The 16,735-nt window shown below is 69.3% G+C and carries 13 protein-coding genes; 6 read left to right on the top strand and 7 right to left on the bottom strand.

Features of this window, described 5'->3' with window-relative positions; genetic code table 11:
• The 7 genes from SGCZBJ_RS16220 to SGCZBJ_RS16190 form a co-directional block, all read right to left on the bottom strand.
• On the bottom strand, positions 1-1,713 hold the full coding sequence (locus SGCZBJ_RS16220) for a fatty acyl-AMP ligase (protein ID WP_101719026.1): 1,713 nt from the start codon (positions 1,711-1,713) through the stop codon (positions 1-3).
• Positions 1,710-3,062: a lipopolysaccharide biosynthesis protein gene (locus tag SGCZBJ_RS16215; RefSeq protein ID WP_420808166.1), complete on the bottom strand. Its 1,353-nt coding sequence runs from the start codon at positions 3,060-3,062 to the stop codon at positions 1,710-1,712. Before SGCZBJ_RS16215 ends, SGCZBJ_RS16220 begins: the two co-directional genes overlap by 4 nt.
• Before the next feature lie 77 nt (positions 3,063-3,139).
• Positions 3,140-4,300, bottom strand: coding sequence for a glycerophosphotransferase (locus tag SGCZBJ_RS16210; protein ID WP_101719024.1), 1,161 nt, complete (start codon positions 4,298-4,300; stop codon positions 3,140-3,142).
• Between the two features lie 12 nt (positions 4,301-4,312).
• Complete coding sequence (gene lptC / locus SGCZBJ_RS16205) at positions 4,313-4,927, bottom strand: LPS export ABC transporter periplasmic protein LptC (RefSeq protein WP_101719023.1); 615 nt, start codon at positions 4,925-4,927, stop codon at positions 4,313-4,315.
• A gap of 87 nt (positions 4,928-5,014) precedes the next feature.
• The gene (locus tag SGCZBJ_RS16200; protein ID WP_101719022.1) at positions 5,015-6,163 is read right to left on the bottom strand and encodes a DSD1 family PLP-dependent enzyme; all 1,149 of its coding nucleotides are present in this window, start codon (positions 6,161-6,163) and stop codon (positions 5,015-5,017) included.
• 3 nt (positions 6,164-6,166) lie between these two features.
• Positions 6,167-7,441 carry a D-arabinono-1,4-lactone oxidase gene (locus SGCZBJ_RS16195; RefSeq protein WP_101719021.1) on the bottom strand — a complete coding sequence of 425 codons (1,275 nt, stop codon included), beginning with the start codon at positions 7,439-7,441 and terminating at the stop codon, positions 6,167-6,169.
• Positions 7,442-7,648: 207 nt separating this feature from the next.
• Complete coding sequence (locus tag SGCZBJ_RS16190; RefSeq protein WP_101719020.1) at positions 7,649-8,311, bottom strand: TetR/AcrR family transcriptional regulator; 663 nt, start codon at positions 8,309-8,311, stop codon at positions 7,649-7,651.
• Between the two features lie 149 nt (positions 8,312-8,460).
• On the opposite strand from SGCZBJ_RS16190, the gene SGCZBJ_RS16185 reads away from it, so the two are divergent.
• From SGCZBJ_RS16185 to SGCZBJ_RS16160, 6 genes are all read left to right on the top strand, one after another.
• Positions 8,461-9,546, top strand: coding sequence for a serine hydrolase domain-containing protein (locus tag SGCZBJ_RS16185; protein ID WP_101719019.1), 1,086 nt, complete (start codon positions 8,461-8,463; stop codon positions 9,544-9,546).
• A gap of 112 nt (positions 9,547-9,658) precedes the next feature.
• Positions 9,659-11,059: a M20/M25/M40 family metallo-hydrolase gene (locus tag SGCZBJ_RS16180; RefSeq protein ID WP_420808165.1), complete on the top strand. Its 1,401-nt coding sequence runs from the start codon at positions 9,659-9,661 to the stop codon at positions 11,057-11,059.
• 533 nt (positions 11,060-11,592) lie between these two features.
• The gene (gene ftsQ / locus SGCZBJ_RS16175; RefSeq protein WP_101719017.1) at positions 11,593-12,498 is read left to right on the top strand and encodes a cell division protein FtsQ; all 906 of its coding nucleotides are present in this window, start codon (positions 11,593-11,595) and stop codon (positions 12,496-12,498) included.
• 33 nt (positions 12,499-12,531) lie between these two features.
• The gene (gene ftsA / locus SGCZBJ_RS16170; protein ID WP_101719074.1) at positions 12,532-13,857 is read left to right on the top strand and encodes a cell division protein FtsA; all 1,326 of its coding nucleotides are present in this window, start codon (positions 12,532-12,534) and stop codon (positions 13,855-13,857) included.
• A gap of 429 nt (positions 13,858-14,286) precedes the next feature.
• The gene (ftsZ, locus tag SGCZBJ_RS16165) at positions 14,287-15,840 is read left to right on the top strand and encodes a cell division protein FtsZ (protein WP_101719016.1); all 1,554 of its coding nucleotides are present in this window, start codon (positions 14,287-14,289) and stop codon (positions 15,838-15,840) included.
• Between the two features lie 286 nt (positions 15,841-16,126).
• Positions 16,127-16,597: an Lrp/AsnC family transcriptional regulator gene (locus tag SGCZBJ_RS16160; protein WP_101719015.1), complete on the top strand. Its 471-nt coding sequence runs from the start codon at positions 16,127-16,129 to the stop codon at positions 16,595-16,597.
• The last annotated feature ends 138 nt before the right edge of the window (positions 16,598-16,735 follow it).

Raw genomic sequence — 16,735 nt, 5'->3', positions numbered from 1 at the left:
TCAGGCGCGCTCGTAGGCGCCGGCCAGATAGGCGGCCTTGGCCTTGGAGCGGCTGAGCTTGCCCGACGAGGTCTGGGGCAGGGCGTGGGCGCCGACCAGCTTGACCTGGGTCTCGACGCCGTGGCGCGAACGCAGCACGCCGGCCACCGTGTCGACCAAAGCCGCGCGGCTGTCGGCGTCGCCGCCGCGGGCCTGGACCAGGATGGTGACGATCTCTTCTTCCGCCGCGTCTCCGGGAACGGAGAAGGCGGCCACGTCGCCGCTGCGCAGGCCGGGGACCTCGCGCTCGGCGGTCCATTCCAGGTCCTGCGGCCAGATGTTGCGGCCGTTGAGGATGATCAGGTCCTTGGCGCGGCCGGTGATGACGATCTCGCCCTCGACTAGGAAGCCGAGGTCGCCGGTGTCGAGCCAGCCGTCGGCGTCGAGCACGCGGGCGGTCTCCTCCGGCTGCTCGAAATAGCCGCCCATCAGGCTGGGGCCCTTGGCGAAGATGCGGCCGACATGGCGCTCGGCCACCGGCTTGCCGCCGGCGTCGCGCACTTCGAGCTGGTGGTGGGGCAGGGCCGGACCGCAGCGGGCGAAGGCCCGGGCGCGGGGCGCGTCGGCGCCGACCGTGACGGCCAGGTCGTCGCGCTCCAGGCGTTCGATGTCGAGGATCTCGACGCGCAGGCCCTTGCCCAGCGGGGCCATGGAGAGGGCCAGGGTCGCCTCGGCCATGCCGTAGCTGGCCACATAGGCCTTTTCCGAGAAGCCGACGGCGGCGAACCGTTCCGCAAAGGCCTCGACGGGCGCGGTGCGGATCATGTCGCCGCCAAGGCCCGCGCTGCGCCAGCGCGACAGGTCCAGGTGGTCGATCGAAGCGGCCTCGGCGCGGCGGGCGCACAGCTCGTAGCCGAAGGTCGGGCTGTAGGCGATCGTGCCGCCGTTGCGGCTGATCAGGTCGAGCCACAGCAGCGGCCGGCGCACGAAGGCGCCGGTGGGCAGCAGGTCAACGCTCATCTGGCTGGTCAGCGGGCTCAGCAGGAAGCCGATCAGGCCCATGTCGTGATAGAGCGGCAGCCACGAGACCGCGCGGTCTTCCGGCTTCACCTGCAGGCCGTCGCGGGTGATGGCCACGGCGTTGGCCATCAGGGCCTTGTGCGTCACCAGCACGCCGGTCGGGAAGCGGGTGCTGCCCGACGAGAACTGAAGATAGCAGGGATGCTCGGGCGTGATTTCGGGCAGGGCCGCGCCGGCGTCTTCCGGCAGCTCAGACAGCGGGGCGGCGAAGTCGAGGCCGGCGGCGTCGCCGATCTGCTTCAGCCACTCGGCCATGCCGGACGGGCCGATCAGGATCCTGGCGTGAGCCGAGGCGCACATGCGGCCGATCTGCTCGATATAGGCCTCGCGACCGCCCAGCGGGGCGGGCAGGGGCAGGGGGGCGGGCACCAGGCCGGCGTACTGGCAGGCGAAGAAGGCGCGCACGAAGTCGCCGTCGGTCTCGGCGATCAGGGCGACGCTGTCGCCCACCTTGGAGCCGGCGGCCAGCAGGCGGCGGGCCAGGCCCTGGGCCTGCTCGCGCAGGGCGGCGTAGCTGAGGGCCTCGACCAGTTCGCCGCGCAGCGAATGCAGGTTGATCCCGGTCTCGCCGGTCGCGGCGAAGTCCAGGGCGGCGGTCAGGGTCGGGAAGTCGGCGAGACGGACGGTCCTGCCGGAAGCGGTGGGCGTATTCATTGCGGATCGCCTTTGCGCTCGTTCAGGGGTTCCGCGCAAGTCTGTTCAAGCATGACGGCGCTTTTGTCCTCGCGCTCGGCGGCGGCTTCCGCGGCGAGACGCGACCGGAGGGTGATGAACATGCCGATCGCCATGCAGGTCGAGGCCAGGACCAGGGCCGCGCCGGCGCCGGTCAGGTCGAAGATCTGCAGCAGCGGCACGAGGGCGGCGAAGTAGATGGCGATGACGACGATGCGCACGCGCAGGGCGGCGCCCGCCGCATGCATCGAGACCAGCATAGGCTCGATCGGAAGGGCCATGATGCTGATCGCGGCGGCGGCGACCTGCCAGCTCATGATGCCGGCGGCCGAGGCGTATTCCGCGCCCATGATCACGGTCAGCAGCCAGGGACCGGCCAGCAGGCAGACCAGCAGCAGCACGCCGGCGACGCCGCCGCCGATCAGGGCGATCTGGCGGGCCAGGCGCAGCATGGCCGCGTCGTCCTTCTGGGCGCGCAGGCGGGCGAACTCGGGATGCAGGGCGGGCAGCATCAGGCGCGCGGGCTTGGCCATGCCGTCGGCCACCTGCCGGCCGACCCGCCACATGGCGGCGGGCGCCGGGCCGACCAGCGCGCCGATGGCCAGGGTCAGGACGTGGGTGAAGCCGACCTCGATGGTGCTGCTGAAATTGGTCGCCCAGGCGAAGCGCCAGACGCCCGGCAGGCCGACGCCGAGCGGGCCAAAGAGGCTGAAGCCGTCCAGCAGGCCGCGCTGCAGCAGGCTCCAGACGGCGATGATGGCGACATAGAGGAACGAGGCCACCGTGCCGGCCGCCCAGGCCAGCAGGAACATCTCGATCGGCGCTTCCGTCGCCGCGGCGATCGCGCAGCCGATCAGGCGCACGATGGACGAGACCACCTGCTCGGCGGCCAGCATGCGGAAACGGTCGAACAGGCGCAGCAGGCCCACGCCCGTGGCCGAGGTCATGACGCCGATCGACAGGCAGTAGAGCGCCGCCTCCGGCGCGAGCTCGTCGGGCCAGCCCATGTAGTGGCTGAACAGCAGGCTGCCGGCCACGCCGATGGCGACGCCGGCCACAGCGCCGATGCCGTCGAGCACCAGGGCAAAGCGCATCACCTGCTGGAAGGTCTTGCGGTCGCCGTCCATCAAGGGCTTGGCGCCGTATTGCACGACGGTCTGCCAGGACTGGAACTTGGCCATCTCGCCAAGCGCCTGTGCGAAGGCGTTGATAAGGGTGAGGAAGCCGAAGACCTCGATGCCGAGGCTGCGGGTCGTGACCGCGATATAGGCCAAGCCGACAATGGCGTTCAGTCCGCGCCCGCTCAGCAGGGCGCCGACATTGGCCAGCATCCTGGCCAGGGGATTGACCTTCGTCGCGTCTTTAGAGGCCGCGTCCTTGGGGGACGCATCTTTCGTGGGCGCGTCGCTCATCGGTCGAGGACGGCCAGGCGGTCGACGATGGCGCGCGCGGCGCGCTGCGACGAGGGGACGGAGGTGAGGTCGAAGGTCTGGGCCACGCCCGTCTTCTGCACCTCCAGGAAGTCGCCGTGCCCGGCGATGGCGGCGCTGACCGCGTCGCAGATCCCGTTGGCCGTCTCGCGCACCGGGCCGTACAGCCAGTGATGGAAGCTCTCGTCGCCCGTCCAGTCGGCGTGGCTGGGGTTGAGGAACAGGCAGGGCTTTGGCGTGCGCAGGAACTCGTAGACCTGGCTGGAGACGTCGCCGAGATAGAGGTGGGCTTGGCGGGTGTAGGTCATGTCGAAGGCGGCCGGGCCGCCGAGGTCGAGATGGATGCGCGGGTGGCCCTCGAAGCTCGCGACCGCGCGGCGGTCGGCCTCCGAGGCGGTCTCGAACAGTCGCACGTGCGGGGCGAAGATAAGGTTGAACCGCTCGTCGGCAGCGAACTGCTCGAGGATCGACAGGCCAAAGGCGCTCCACGAGCCCAGGGTCTCATGGAAGTGCGGGTTGTAGACCACGGTCGGCAGGGCCTTGGCGAAGGCCGGGGTGGCGCTGGGCGGCAGGGCGTCGACCAGGTCGAACTTCGGGTAGCCCACCATGGCGCAGGCCTCGGGGCGGACCCAGCCCTCGTCGATCATCCGGTCGCGCTGCTTGGGACCGGCGGCCATCACCAGGTCGAAGACCCGCAGGCGGGGCTCGAACGGACCGCCGCGATCGCCGGCGCCGTGCTGGGTGTAGACGAGGGCGGTGCGACGCACGCCCAGCTTGCGCAGCAGGGCGGTGGTGCGTTCGGGCGTGACGACGGCGTCGTATGCCGCCAGCCTGCCCGCGTTCAGCGCCAGCATCAGGGCCTTGGGCGGCGGAGCATTCTTGGACAGCCGACGCAGCCAGGCCGGCGGCAGCAGGCGCAGGGTGATCGGCGCCCCGCCCAGGCCATCGAGCATGCCCTGGATGTAGTCGAGGTGGCCGGCCGAGGTGGCGGCGATCTCGACCCGGATCTCCGGCCAGGCGCGGGCCATGGCCACGGCGATCGACAGGCTGTGCCAGACCTGGTGCGGCTGGGCGATATAGAGGAAGCACACGCGCGTCGCGCGGCTGCGCTGCTGGTCCAGGAGGCCGAGGCCGGTCATCGGTCGAGGGGCCTAGTTGGTGGGCTGGACGCGGGTGCGGACGCGGCCCTTGAAGATCACGCGATCGCCTTTGTCGCTGACGCTGTAGCTGTCGGCGCTGACATTGCCGCGCGGGCCGGCGCCGGCCACCGGCGCGCCGCCGACGACCTCGCCGGTCTTGGTGTCGATGCGGGCTTCCTGCGAGGCGAACTGGTAGCCCTGGCCGTTGTCGATCTTCACGTCCTGAGTCAGCACCAGGATATTCTGGGCTTCCTGGTAGATCCCGTCCTTGGAGGTCACCTTGCTGGCGTCGGGCGCGCCGTATCCGCGGACCAGGGTCGGCTCGACCAGCTTGACCTTGTTGGGATCGGCCGCGTCGCGCTCGGCGCGGCGGGCGGTGATCAGGAAGGCGCGGCCGTCGCGCATCGCGCCGGTGAAGCGCGGATTGTCCATGGCCAGCGGCGCGGCGGCGGCGACCTTGGAGGCGTTGTGGGTGTCGAGCATGCGCAAGGTCGTCTGGCCGATCACCACGCCGGAGACGCCGACCGCCAGCACCAGCAGGCCCGCGCGCGCCCAGCGCGCCGAGCGCCGACGCCGGTTGCGGCGGGGCTTCTTGGCGGGAGCGACGGAGAGGGCGGCGGTGGTCATGCGGGCGGACGATCCAGAACGGACGCCATGGATAGTCTTCAACGCGCCCGACGCCAAAGCGGTTTTTCTGAAGGCCAGGGTGGACTGTTACCGCGACCGCCCGCGCGCCGTGACCGGCCAGATGGCCACCAGCGTGTCGCCCTCGACCACGTGATAGGCGTCGTAGAGGTTGACGGTCGGGTCGCAGTGCGGCGCGGCCAGGGTCACGCGGGCGCCCAGGGGCGGGGGCGAGCCGGACGACGGAACCAGCGCCCCGTGCTCGTCGCCCATGAAGAAGTAGCGCGAGCCTTCCGGGGCGCCGGCCACGACCTGGGGCGGATCGGCGTCGGTGGACATGGCCTTGAAGCCGGCGTCGACCGTGACCATGCCGGGGCTGTTGGCGCTGACCACGCGGGCGTCGATGAACAGCGAGCGCTGGTAGGGACTGGCGTTCGTGCCTTCGCCAGCCAGGTCGCAGGCCAGGTACTGGTCGTCCATGAAGACGTAGGAACCGACCTGAAACTCGGTGAACAGGCCAAGTTCGGCGTCGATGCGGTGCGAACCGGTGCCCGAGCCGCTGATTATGGCCGGCGCGCCGCCGGCGGCGGTCAGGGCGTCGATCACCTCGCGGATGTAGGCCCCGCGGTCCTCCAGGGCCGTCTTGCGGACGTCGAAGGCCTCGATGTGCTGCTGGACGCCGCAATAGCATTGCAGGCCGGCATAACTGAGTCCGGCCTGGCCCCTGATCGCCTCGAGCAGGGCGACGGCGGCCTGCGGCGAGGCCACGCCCGTACGGTGGATGCCGGGATCCAGGTCGATCAGCACCTCCAGCGGCTTGCCGCTCGCGCTCGCCGCCGCGCCCAGGGCGGCGACGTTGTCGGGGTGGTCGACGACGACCTTGAGGCCTTCGGTCGTCAGGTTCAGCGCGACCAGCCGGGCGATGGCGGGGGCGGACACGACGGGCGAGGTGATCAGAAGACCGATGGAGACGCCTTGCGCCGCCAGGGCCTCGGCCTCGCCGATCTTGGCGCAGCACAGGCCCACGGCGCCGGCCGCCAGCTGTAGGCGGGCGATGTTGGCGCTCTTGTGGGTCTTTGCGTGCGGTCGAAGCTTCAGGCCCTTGGCGGCGGCGAAGGCGGCCATGGTCGCGATGTTGGCCTCAAGGACCGCCCGGTCGACCACCAGGACCGGGGTGTTCAGCTGTTCACGGGAACCGGGCTGGCCGACGAGGCCGGCATGCAGGGCGATGTCGCTCATGGATCAGATCCCCAGCAGCTGGGTCAGGTGGGCGTTGGCGAACTTGCCGGCGGGGTCCCACGCCTTTCTCACCCGCAGGAAGTCTCCGGCGCGGGGATAGAGGCGGTGGACGTCGGCGGGGGTGAGGGTATGGCGCTTGGCCCAGTGCGGTCGACCGCCGCTGTCGGCCAGCACGGCCTCCATCTCGGCGAAGGCCGGCCGCCAGGGCATCTTGGCGTACTGGTGGAACGAGATCGAGGCGCCCGCGCCGATGTTGAACGGGCTCATCCAGATGTCGTCGCCGGCCACCAGGCGGAACTCGAACGGGAAGGTGATCGGCAGGCGGCGCTTGCGGATGTGGGCCATGGCCGCCTTCAGGGTGGGCAGGCCGGCGGCGCGCGGCATCTCATACTCCATCTCCTCGAAGCGGACGTTCCGCTCGGAGGGGAAGACCTCATGGGCCGGTCCGGCGCGACGGGCGGGCCTGCCGGCGACCTTCATCATCAGCTTTTGCAACGGCGCGGTCAGGACGGGCAGGGCGGCGCACAGGTCGCAGATCGTGCGGAAGGTGTCCTCGTCGCCTTCGCCGCTCTTGCCCAGGGTCTCGTCGGCGGCTTCGGGCGCGACGGGGTGCAGGGTCTTGAAGATGACGTCGTCGCTATAGGGAAAAACCCAGAACTCCATGTGCCGGGTCGCGGTCGCCAGTTCATCGAGGCGCTCGGCGACCTCGGCGAGCGGCATCCGGCTGACACGCTCTTCCAGGCAGTAGGCCGGGATGACGTTGATGCGGATGGCGACGGCCACGCCCAGTAGGCCGAGCGAGACGCGCTGGGCCTTGTAGAGCTCGGGCTCCAGCTCGGGGCCGCACTCGACGAGGCGGCCGTCGGCGGTCATCAGCCTGAAGCCGCAGGCCTGGGTCGAAAGGCTGCCGAGCTCAGCCCCGGTGCCGTGGGTGCCGGTGGCCGTCGCCCCGGCCAGCGACTGGGGATTGATGTCGCCCTGGTTGATCAGCGACAGGCCCTCGGCCCAGAGCGCGGCGGTCAGGCGCTTGAGGCTCCAGCCGGCGGGGGCCCAGACGGTCTTGCGGTCGGGCGCGATCTCGACGGCGCCTTCCAGGTCAGACAGGTTCAGCAGCAGGCCGTCGGTCTCGCACAGCGGCATGAACGAGTGGCCGGCGCCCACGACGCGCACCTTGTCGGCCTCGCGCACCAGGCCTGACAGCTCCTCGACCGTGCGTGGCCGGGCTATCCTGCTCGGCGTCGCTGTGACGCTGCCCGACCAGTTCTTCCAGCCCTCCATCGGCGTTCCCCCGCTGCGATGGACTGACGATAGTAAAAACTATCGTTATTGCAAGTCGGTGTTATCGGAGTGGCGTTTTCAGCACCCTCTCCCTGTGGGAGAGGTGTCGGCGAAGCCGACGGAGAGGGGAGTGGCTGCGAAGTCGGCGGAAGCTGAGAACGGCCCCCCTCCGGCCCTCCGGGCCACCTCCCCCAGAGGGGGAGGATCTCAGAGCACCGCGTCGAACGTCTCGAAATAGCAGTCGAACAGCCGCCCGATCTCTTCGGCCAGGGCGCGGGCGTCCTGCCCGGGCTCCTCCACCGCCATCTCGGTGGCGGCGTAGGTCAGTTCGACCATCATGCGGGTGGCTGTGCGTATCCTGAGCGGCGAGACCGAGGGGAAGCGGGCGGTCAGCACCTCGCCGAACTGGCCGGCGACCATGTCGCGCGAGGCGAAGCGGAGCTGCTGGAGCATGGGCACGGCGCGCAGGGCCCGGCCGATGGCCGCGCCGCCGGGAAAGCGGCGGGTCATGTCGATGACGTCGGTCAGCAGGGCGGCGGTCTTGGCCACGCGTTCGCTGGCGGTCTCGCCCTCCAGGCCGCCGGCCTCCATCCATGCGAACACGGCCTCGTCCTGCAGCCGCATCAGCCGGTCGCCCAGCTCCTTCAGGATCGCGTACTTGTTGGGAAAGTAGCGATAGAGCGCCGGCGGGGTCAGGCCGGCGCGCTTGCAGATGGCGTTGGTGGTCAGTTGCTCGAAGCCGGACTCGATCAGCAGTTCGCCGGCGGTGGCCAGCACCACCTCGTAGGTGTCCTGGGCGCGGGCCTGGGTCGGCCGCAGCTTGGCGTCGAGCGGGATGTCGGCGGCCGGTTCGACCGTCGGCTTGGGCATCGGGGTCTCCTGAAGTCCCCACCAGACCTAGAGCGCTTCTGGTCGAATGCCAATGTTCGCTCATTGCCAAAGCTTAACGGGACTTGGGCGTCGCGCTGCGCCAGGGTCGCCGCCATCGCTGGGGGCGGCGGTGTGTGGGGAGTTTTACGATGATCGATCGTCGCGGCCTGTTCGCCGCCGCCGGGGCGCTGTGCGCCGCGCCGGGCCTGTCCCTGGCCGCCCCGGCCAGGCTGGGCGCCGACAACCCGGTGGTCGACGCCTTCGTCGCCGAGCAGAAGTTCCAGGGCGTGGTGATGATCGGCCGCAAGGGCAGGGCGTCCTATGTCCGCGCCTTCGGCATGGCTGACATCGAGGCGGGAAAGCCCGCCGTCCGCGACACGGTCTATTGCGTGGCGTCGATCTCGAAGTGGCTGACGACCATCGCGGTGCTGCGTCTGGTGGAGCAGGGCAAGCTGTCCCTCGACGCGCCGATCATCACCTGGCTGCCGGAGCAGCGGCCCGACACCGGCAAGACGGTGACCCTGGCTCACTTGCTGTCCAACACCAGCGGCATTCCCAATGGTTTCATGCCTGCCCTGAAGGCCGATCCGGAGCTTCTGAAGAAGAACCTGTCGGCGGCCGAGTCCGTGAAGGCCTTCGCCCAGGGCGACCCGCTGTTTCCGCCGGGGACGAGGTTTGACTACCATCCCGTCAACTGGTTCGTGGTCAGCGCCATCGTCGAGGCCGTGACCGGCAAGCCGTTCCTGGCGTTGGTGAAGGAACTGACGACCGATCCGCTGAAGATGGGTCATACCCGCGCGGGCCTCGGCGTCGACGCCGAGCCGGGCGTCGCCGTCTCCTACTATGCCGGCCCGCCACTGGCGCGGCGCGCCAATCCACGCATGGACGTCATGGCCGCCAGCGGCGGCTACTTCAGCACGGTCGACGACCTGCTGGTCGCCGCACATATCGTCTTCGACACGCCGTTCCTGTCCGAGGCCTCCCGCAAGGCCCTGACCACGATCCTCGTGCCCGAGCAGGACTATGCGCTGGGCGGCCGGGTGCGGAGCCTGACCATCGACGGCCAGGTCAAGCTGGCGGGGTGGGAGACCGGGCGCACGGCCGGCTACCGTTCGGTGCTGGGCCACAGGCTCGACACCGGCGACACCGTCGTGATCCTCAACAACACCGACCTGTCGCAGAAGGCGCTGGATCTGTTCGCCGACAAGCTGTTCGGCGCGGCGCCTCGTCCCTGACCGGGCGATTTTCGCCCTGGCTGACGGCTGCTGACAAAAGTGGGCGCAGGGCGGGGTTCTCCACCGGGAGAGCAGTGCTATGACAGCTGCCTCTTAGGGGAGAATCCTGCTCATGTTCCGCAGCCTGCTGACCGCCGTCGCCGCTTCCGCCCTGCTCGCAGGCGTCGCACACGCCCAGGACGTCAAGACCGCCGAGGCGCTGCGCGACAAGGCCCTGAACGATCGCCTGGCCTGGGACATCACCGAGGACCTGACCACCAACATCGGCCCGCGCCTCGTCGGCTCGCCGGGCATGGAGCGCGCCAAGGACTGGGGCGTGGCCAAGTTCAAGGCCCTGGGCTTCACCAACATCAAGGTCGACCAGTTCGCCAAGCCGTCCTGGACGCGCGGTGAAGAAAGCGCCGAGCTGGTTGCGCCCTATCCGATGAAGCTGTCGATCGTGGGCCTGGGCCGCACGATCCCGACGCTGGCCGAAGGCATCGAGGCCGAGGTGGCGCTGTTCTCCACCTATGCCGAAATGGTCGCCGCGCCGGCCAGCGCCATCAAGGGCAAGATCGTCGTCATCACCCAGCCGATGGTCCGCGCCCAGGACGGCGCCGGCTATGGGATCGCCGGCATCTCGCGTCGCGCCGGTCCGGTCGAGGCCGCCAAGCGCGGGGCCGTGGCCCTGCTGATCCGCTCGGTCTCGACCTCCAGCTCGACCGTGCCGCACACCGGCGTGACCACCAACGGCGCCGACGTCGTCACCATTCCCGCCGCCGCCCTGGGCGTGCCGGAGGCCGAGCAGCTCGAGCGCCTGGCCAAGAAGGGCCCGCTGCGCATCAAGCTGAAGCTGGCCTCGACCCTCGACGCCGGCGACGTGGCCTGGAACATCTCGGCCGACATCAAGGGCTCGGAAAAGCCCGACGAGGTGATCGTCATCGGCGGCCACCTCGACAGCTGGGACGTCGGCACCGGCGCTTTCGACGACGCGGCCGGCATCGCCATCACCACGGCCGCGGCCAAGCTGATTGGCGAGCTGCCCAAGCATCCCAAGCGCACCATCCGGGTGGTGATGTGGGGCTCGGAAGAAAGCGGCGGCTCGTCCGACGCCTTCCTCGCGGCCAACAAGTCCAACCTGGAAAAGCTGGTCCTGGCCGGCGAGAGCGACACGGGCGCCGACCGCATCTACAGCCTGCAACTGCCCAAGGGCTCGGAAGGTCATCCGGCCATGAAGGCGGCGATCCAGACGCTCAGCCCGCTGAAGATCTATTTCGACAAGAACCCGGCCGCGCACGGCGGCGCCGACATCGGCGGCATCGAGGGCGCGGGCGTGCCGGTGGTGAACCTGAACCAGGACGCCAGCCGCTACTTCGACTACCACCACACCGCCGACGACACCCTGGACAAGGTGGACCCGATCCAGCTGGCCCAGAATGTTGCCGCCTGGACGAGCTTCATCTACCTCGTGGCCGACAGCGACATCGACTTCCGCGCCCTGGGCGCGGCCGCGCCTGCGCAGGCGCGGCACTGAGACCTTCGAGAACCTCGCCATTCGACAGGCTCAGGGTGAGGTTCTCTACTGCACGGCCCGCAATTTGGTCCTCATCCTGAGCCTGTCGAAGGACGAGGACCACGCGCTGACATTCAAGGCGCTTCAGGCAACGCGCTTTCAGGAAACACTCCCCGCGCGTGCGGCGCGTCGCCGCGACCCTTGGGTGAGTCAAAACGCCGCAAAGCGCGGCCGTTCATACTTTATGTGCTCATCCACAGATTTGCGGCGCCGCATCATCGGGCCCAAAAGCCCCGCCCAGGCAGGGAAAACGCGCCGTAAACCCTGATGGCGCAAGGCGGCGAGGCGTTAACGTCTGTCCCAGAATGGTGCGCGTCTTGGTTGCCGAGCCGTAACGCGGCGGGCTCTTCGTTATCCCGGCATTAACGACCTTCGGGCCTTTCTACGCCTCCGTAGGCGCTTTGCCCGGACTCGCCCCGTCGTCGAACGACGGTCGGGATCGGAGAGGCGCTCAAGGGTTCCGTTTTTCTAGTGTCTGATGGTGGAGGACGCTTATGCCCGCGGCAGTGCGGGGGGGACCGCGCAAGCCAGCGCGCCCCCGGGCCGAAGCGCCCGCAAGTCCGAACAAGGCTCGCCCGGCTCAGCAACAGCCGGCGGGGAAGCTGCATGCCGCGCGCGGCGGGGTCGGGGTGTCGCCGAGCCTGGCCCTGGGCGTGGCGGGCGGCGCGCTGGCGCTCGCCCTGGTCGTCACCCTGGCCACCGGCCACCGCGCCGAGCGCCTGGGCCAGGCCATGGTCCACGGCGTCGACGGCGAGTTCGCCAACCTGGGCTTCAAGCTGAAGGCCGTGCACGTGACCGGCGCCTCGGCCACGGCCCAGGCCGACATCCTGAAGGCCAGCGGCCTCTATCAGGACCAGCCGACGCTCGGCATGGACCTGGTCGACCTGAAGTCCCGCGTCGAAGGCGTGGGCTGGGTGAAGTCGGCCAAGGTCGTGCGCCTGTTGCCCGACACCGTGATGATCGCCGTCGAAGAACGCCCGGCCCTGGCCGTGTGGCAGCACTCGGGCCGTTTGAAGGTGATCGACGCCGAGGGGCGCATCATCCGCGAGGCCGACGCCGCGCGCTTCCCGCACCTGCCGCTGGTGGTGGGGCAGGGCGCCGACCAGGCTGCGGGGAACATCCTGCCGGCGGTCAACGCGCGGCCGCGCCTGCGCGATCGTCTGGAAGCGCTGGTGCGCGTCGACGACCGCCGCTGGGACCTGCGATTGAAAGATGGCTCGCTGATCCAGCTGCCGGCCATTGACGAAGAATCCGCGTTGATTCAATTGGATCAACTGGACCAGCGGCAACGCATCCTCGATCTCGGTTTTGCGCGCATCGACCTGCGCGATCCCGAGATGGTGGCGATCCGGCCCCGAGACTCCGTGCTGCCCGGGCAGCCGGTGGCCAACGGGGCGTAAGAACAGAAATGATGGACTGAGGTGACCCTGACCATGTCGCGACTTGAGGACCGGAGACAGGCCCGTGATGGCCTGAAGGCGACGCTCGTGCGTCAGCCCGCGGTCGCGGCCGTGGACCTGGGGGCGTCGAAAGTCACGTGCTTCATCATGAAGGCGGATGGCGTCCACCGCGACAACCGCACCCTGACGACCGCCGGGGTCGGCTACGTGCAGTCGCGCGGCGTGCGCGGCGGGGCGATCGTCAATCTGGACGAGGCCGCCCAGGCTATCGCCCAAGCTGTTGAGCGCGCCGAGACGGTCGCCGGCGTCAGCGTCCAGGGCGTATCGGTCTGCACGGCCGGCGGCCAGCTGGCCAGCCACCGCGTCCAGACCCAGGTTTCGCTGGGCGCCCGTCCGATCGCGGACGGCGACCTGTCGCGCGCCATTTCCTCGGCCCTTGCCCAGGTGCGCCTGCCGGGCCGCAAGCCGGTGCACCTGCTGCCGATCGCCTGGTCGGTCGACGGCCAGAAGGGCATCCGCGACCCGCGCGCCATGTTCGGCCGGTCGCTCGGCCTTGAGCTGCTGGTCGTCTCGGTCAACGAGAACATCTTCCACACCCTGGCCCACTGCGTGGAACGCGCCCACCTGTCGTTCGAAGGCATCGTCGCCGCGCCCTTCGCCTCGGCCCTGGCGGCCCTGGAAGAGGACGAGATGGACCTCGGCGCCGTCTGCATCGACATGGGCGGCGGCTCGACCTCTGTGGCGGTGTTCAACAACGGCGCCCTGTGCCACGTCGACAGCCTGGCCGTCGGCGGCGGGCACGTCACGCAAGACATCGCCCGCGGCCTGCAGACCTCGGTCGCCGGCGCCGAGCGCATCAAGACCCTGCACGGCAGCGCCATCGCCTCGGCCAACGAGGATCGCGAGATGATCGAGGCTCCGCCGCGGGGCGACGATCCGGGCGCGGGTCCGGTGATCGCGCCGCGCTCCCTGCTCAAGGGCATTATCCAGCCGCGCGTCGAAGAGACGCTGGAGCTGCTGCGCGAGCGCCTGAAGGCCTCGGGCGCGCCGGTGGAGCCGGGGGCGGGCATCGTCCTGACCGGCGGCGCCAGCCAACTGGCCGGCGTGCGGGAAGTGGCCGTGCGGGTGTTCGACCGTCCGGTGCGTCTGGGTCGTCCGCGGCGGGTGCCGCATCTGGCCGACGCCGCCTCGGGTCCGGCCTTCTGCGCCGCCGCCGGCGTGCTGCATCGCACGGCTTTTGGCCCGCGCGAGGTGGTCTCGCCCAAGACCCTCAGCGGCGGCCAGGTGCGCAAGCGCCCGATGGACCCCAACGCCTCGCCGGTGGCCAAGGCCGCCGCCTGGCTGCGCGACAACCTCTAGGTCGACGCCTCAACGCGAGAATTGATCAGCGCCTCGCCCGAAAGGGCGGGGCGTTCTCGTGCGTCCGGACCAAATCACCCGGCTCGCCCGATGGGTGAATTAACCCTGTCGTTTAACTTTCTAAGTGCCTGAATGGCCAAACAGTGTAGTTTCGCTCCCCCGAATCCGAGGGGCTGGACGCAAAAAACAGGCCAGCGGCGTTCCGCCGCACAAGGGTTCCGGCCCCGCTTGTAAACCAAGGAGTTCCGAGCAATTCCTTTGGATAACTCGCTTTTTTCGGGTTAAGCGGGATCGACCTGCAGCCGACTCAGATTATGGCTTTAACCGCCAGTTAACGATGGTGGTTGTTCTGTTAACCCGATCGTCGAGGCGTTACCGACTTGCGGTCGGTTGATTTGGCGAATTCGGCGTAAGGACGCGAGGGTCCCCATGGCTATTTCTCTTTCGGCGCCGCGCACCACCGAGCTGAAGCCGCGCATCGTGGTCTTCGGCGTTGGCGGCGCGGGCGGCAACGCCGTGAACAACATGATCGAGGCGGGCCTCGAGGGTGTTGAGTTCGTCGTCGCCAACACGGACGCCCAACAGCTCCAGTTCGCCAAGACCGACCGTCGCATCCAGCTCGGCGTGCAGATCACGCAGGGCCTGGGCGCCGGCGCGCACCCCGAAGTGGGCATGAGCGCCGCCGAGGAAAGCTTCCCCGAGATCGGCGAGCACCTGGAAGGCGCTCACATGGTGTTCATCACCGCCGGCATGGGCGGCGGCACCGGCACCGGCGCGGCCCCGATCATCGCCAAGTGCGCCCGTGAGCGCGGCATCCTGACCGTTGGCGTGGTGACCAAGCCCTTCCACTTCGAAGGCCGTCACCGCATGCGCCTGGCCGACGCCGGCATCCAGGAGCTGCAACGCTACGTCGACACCCTGATCGTCATCCCGAACCAGAACCTGTTCCGCGTCGCCAACGAGCGCACGACCTTCGCCGAAGCCTTCGGCATGGCCGACCAGGTTCTGCACTCGGGCGTTCGTTCGATCACCGACCTGATGGTCCTGCCGGGCCTGATCAACCTCGACTTCGCCGACGTCCGCACGGTCATGACCGAGATGGGCAAGGCGATGATGGGCACCGGCGAGGGCACCGGCGAAGACCGCGCCCTGATGGCCGCTCAGAACGCCATCGCCAACCCGCTGCTCGACGAAGTCTCGCTGAAGGGCGCCAAGGCCGTGCTGGTCAACGTGACCGGCGGCATGGACATGACCCTGCTCGAAGTGGACGAGGCCGCCAACGCGATCTCGGACCAGGTCGATGCGGAAGCCAACATCATCTTCGGCGCGGCCTTCGACCCGTCGCTGGACGGCGTGATCCGCGTGTCGGTGGTCGCCACCGGCATGGACGGCGCCTCGATCCAGCAGATCGAGCCCAAGCCGGCCGCCCGCAACACCCATGCCCCGCCGTTGCTGGCCGAGACCTCGCGTCCCGCCCCGCAACCGGCGCCGCAACCCGCCCCGGCCCCGCAGCCGGTCGCCCAGGCTCCGGCCCAGCCGGAAATCCGCCCGGGTTCGCGCTACGAGGCCCGTCCGATCGAGCGCCCGACCGCCACGGCCTATCCGGAACCGGCCTACGAGCCGGCCCCGCAGCCGCACGCCCAGGCCGACCTCTACGCCCAGCCGGAAGCCGCCTATGAGCCGGAACCGGTCTATGAGCCGGCCCCCGCGCCGCGCGTCACCCGCATCGTCGACCCGATGGTCGCCGAAGCCGATGACGAGCCGCTATACAGCGATCACTACGAGGATCGCCGTCAGCAGAAGAGCGGCGGCTGGATGAGCCTGTTCGGCGGCGGTCGCCAGCAACGCTACGAGCCGGCCCCGCAGCCGCAGGCCCGCCAGACCGGTTCGGCCCGCCCGCAGCTTCAGCCGATCGATCCGCCCCAGGCCGACGACGGCGAGGATCTTGAGATCCCGTCGTTCCTGCGTCGCCTGGCCAACTGAACACCGAGTTAGTACCAGTAAGCGTAACAGTAAGCGTACCGCGTAAGTCGAAGCGCCCGGGTCCCTCTGGTCCCGGGCGTTTTGCTTTTTATCCTCCCCCGCTTGCGGGGGAGGGGGCGAGTTCAAGCCCGGAGCTCTGTCACGCGCCCCCTCCGTCACGCTGCGTATTCGCAGCGCGCCACCTCCCCGTTTCTCGGGGGAGGAGCAAGGCCGCCTCCCCCTTCTGGGGGAGGATTGCAGAGCCAAGTCGTCATATACTGCCGGCAAATCACCCGATCCGGTCACGATGAAGCTCACTCGCACCGACAAGAAGATCCTCGACGTCCTGCAACGCGACAGCGGGGTCACCAATGTGGAGCTGGCCGATAGGGTGGGGCTGTCGCCCAGCCCGTGCCTGCGCCGCGTCAAGCAGCTGGAGGCCGCGGGCCTGATCAGCGGCTATGTGGCGCTGCTGGACCGGCGAAAGGCGAAACTCGACCTGCTGGCCTATGTCGAGGTCGCCGTCGACCGTCACAACGAAGCCGCCGCCGAGGCCTTCAAGGAGGCGATCCTGCGTGAGCCCCTGGTGGTGGGCTGCCACGCCATGACCGGCAGCTACGACTACCTGCTGCGGGTGGTGGCGCCCAACCTCGACGCCTATGCCGAGTTCACGATGAAGCGCCTGCTGAAGATGCCGGCGGTCAAGGACATCCAGTCGAGCTTCGTGCTGGAGACGATCAAGGACTCCACGGCCCTGCCGCTGGACTATCTGGAGTAGGGGGTAAGGAGCCTCCCCCTGTGGGGGGAGGCGATCGCGTAGCGATCGGTGGGGGGCGTGACTGCGAGCCTTCCAGCATCGCGGAAACTGAAAATCTCCTCCCGCCGGCCTTCGGCCTCCCCCCCCACACAGAGGGAG

The organism is Caulobacter zeae, from assembly GCF_002858925.1.
Classification (GTDB): domain Bacteria; phylum Pseudomonadota; class Alphaproteobacteria; order Caulobacterales; family Caulobacteraceae; genus Caulobacter; species Caulobacter zeae.
This window is presented reverse-complemented; position numbering and strand designations above follow the sequence as displayed.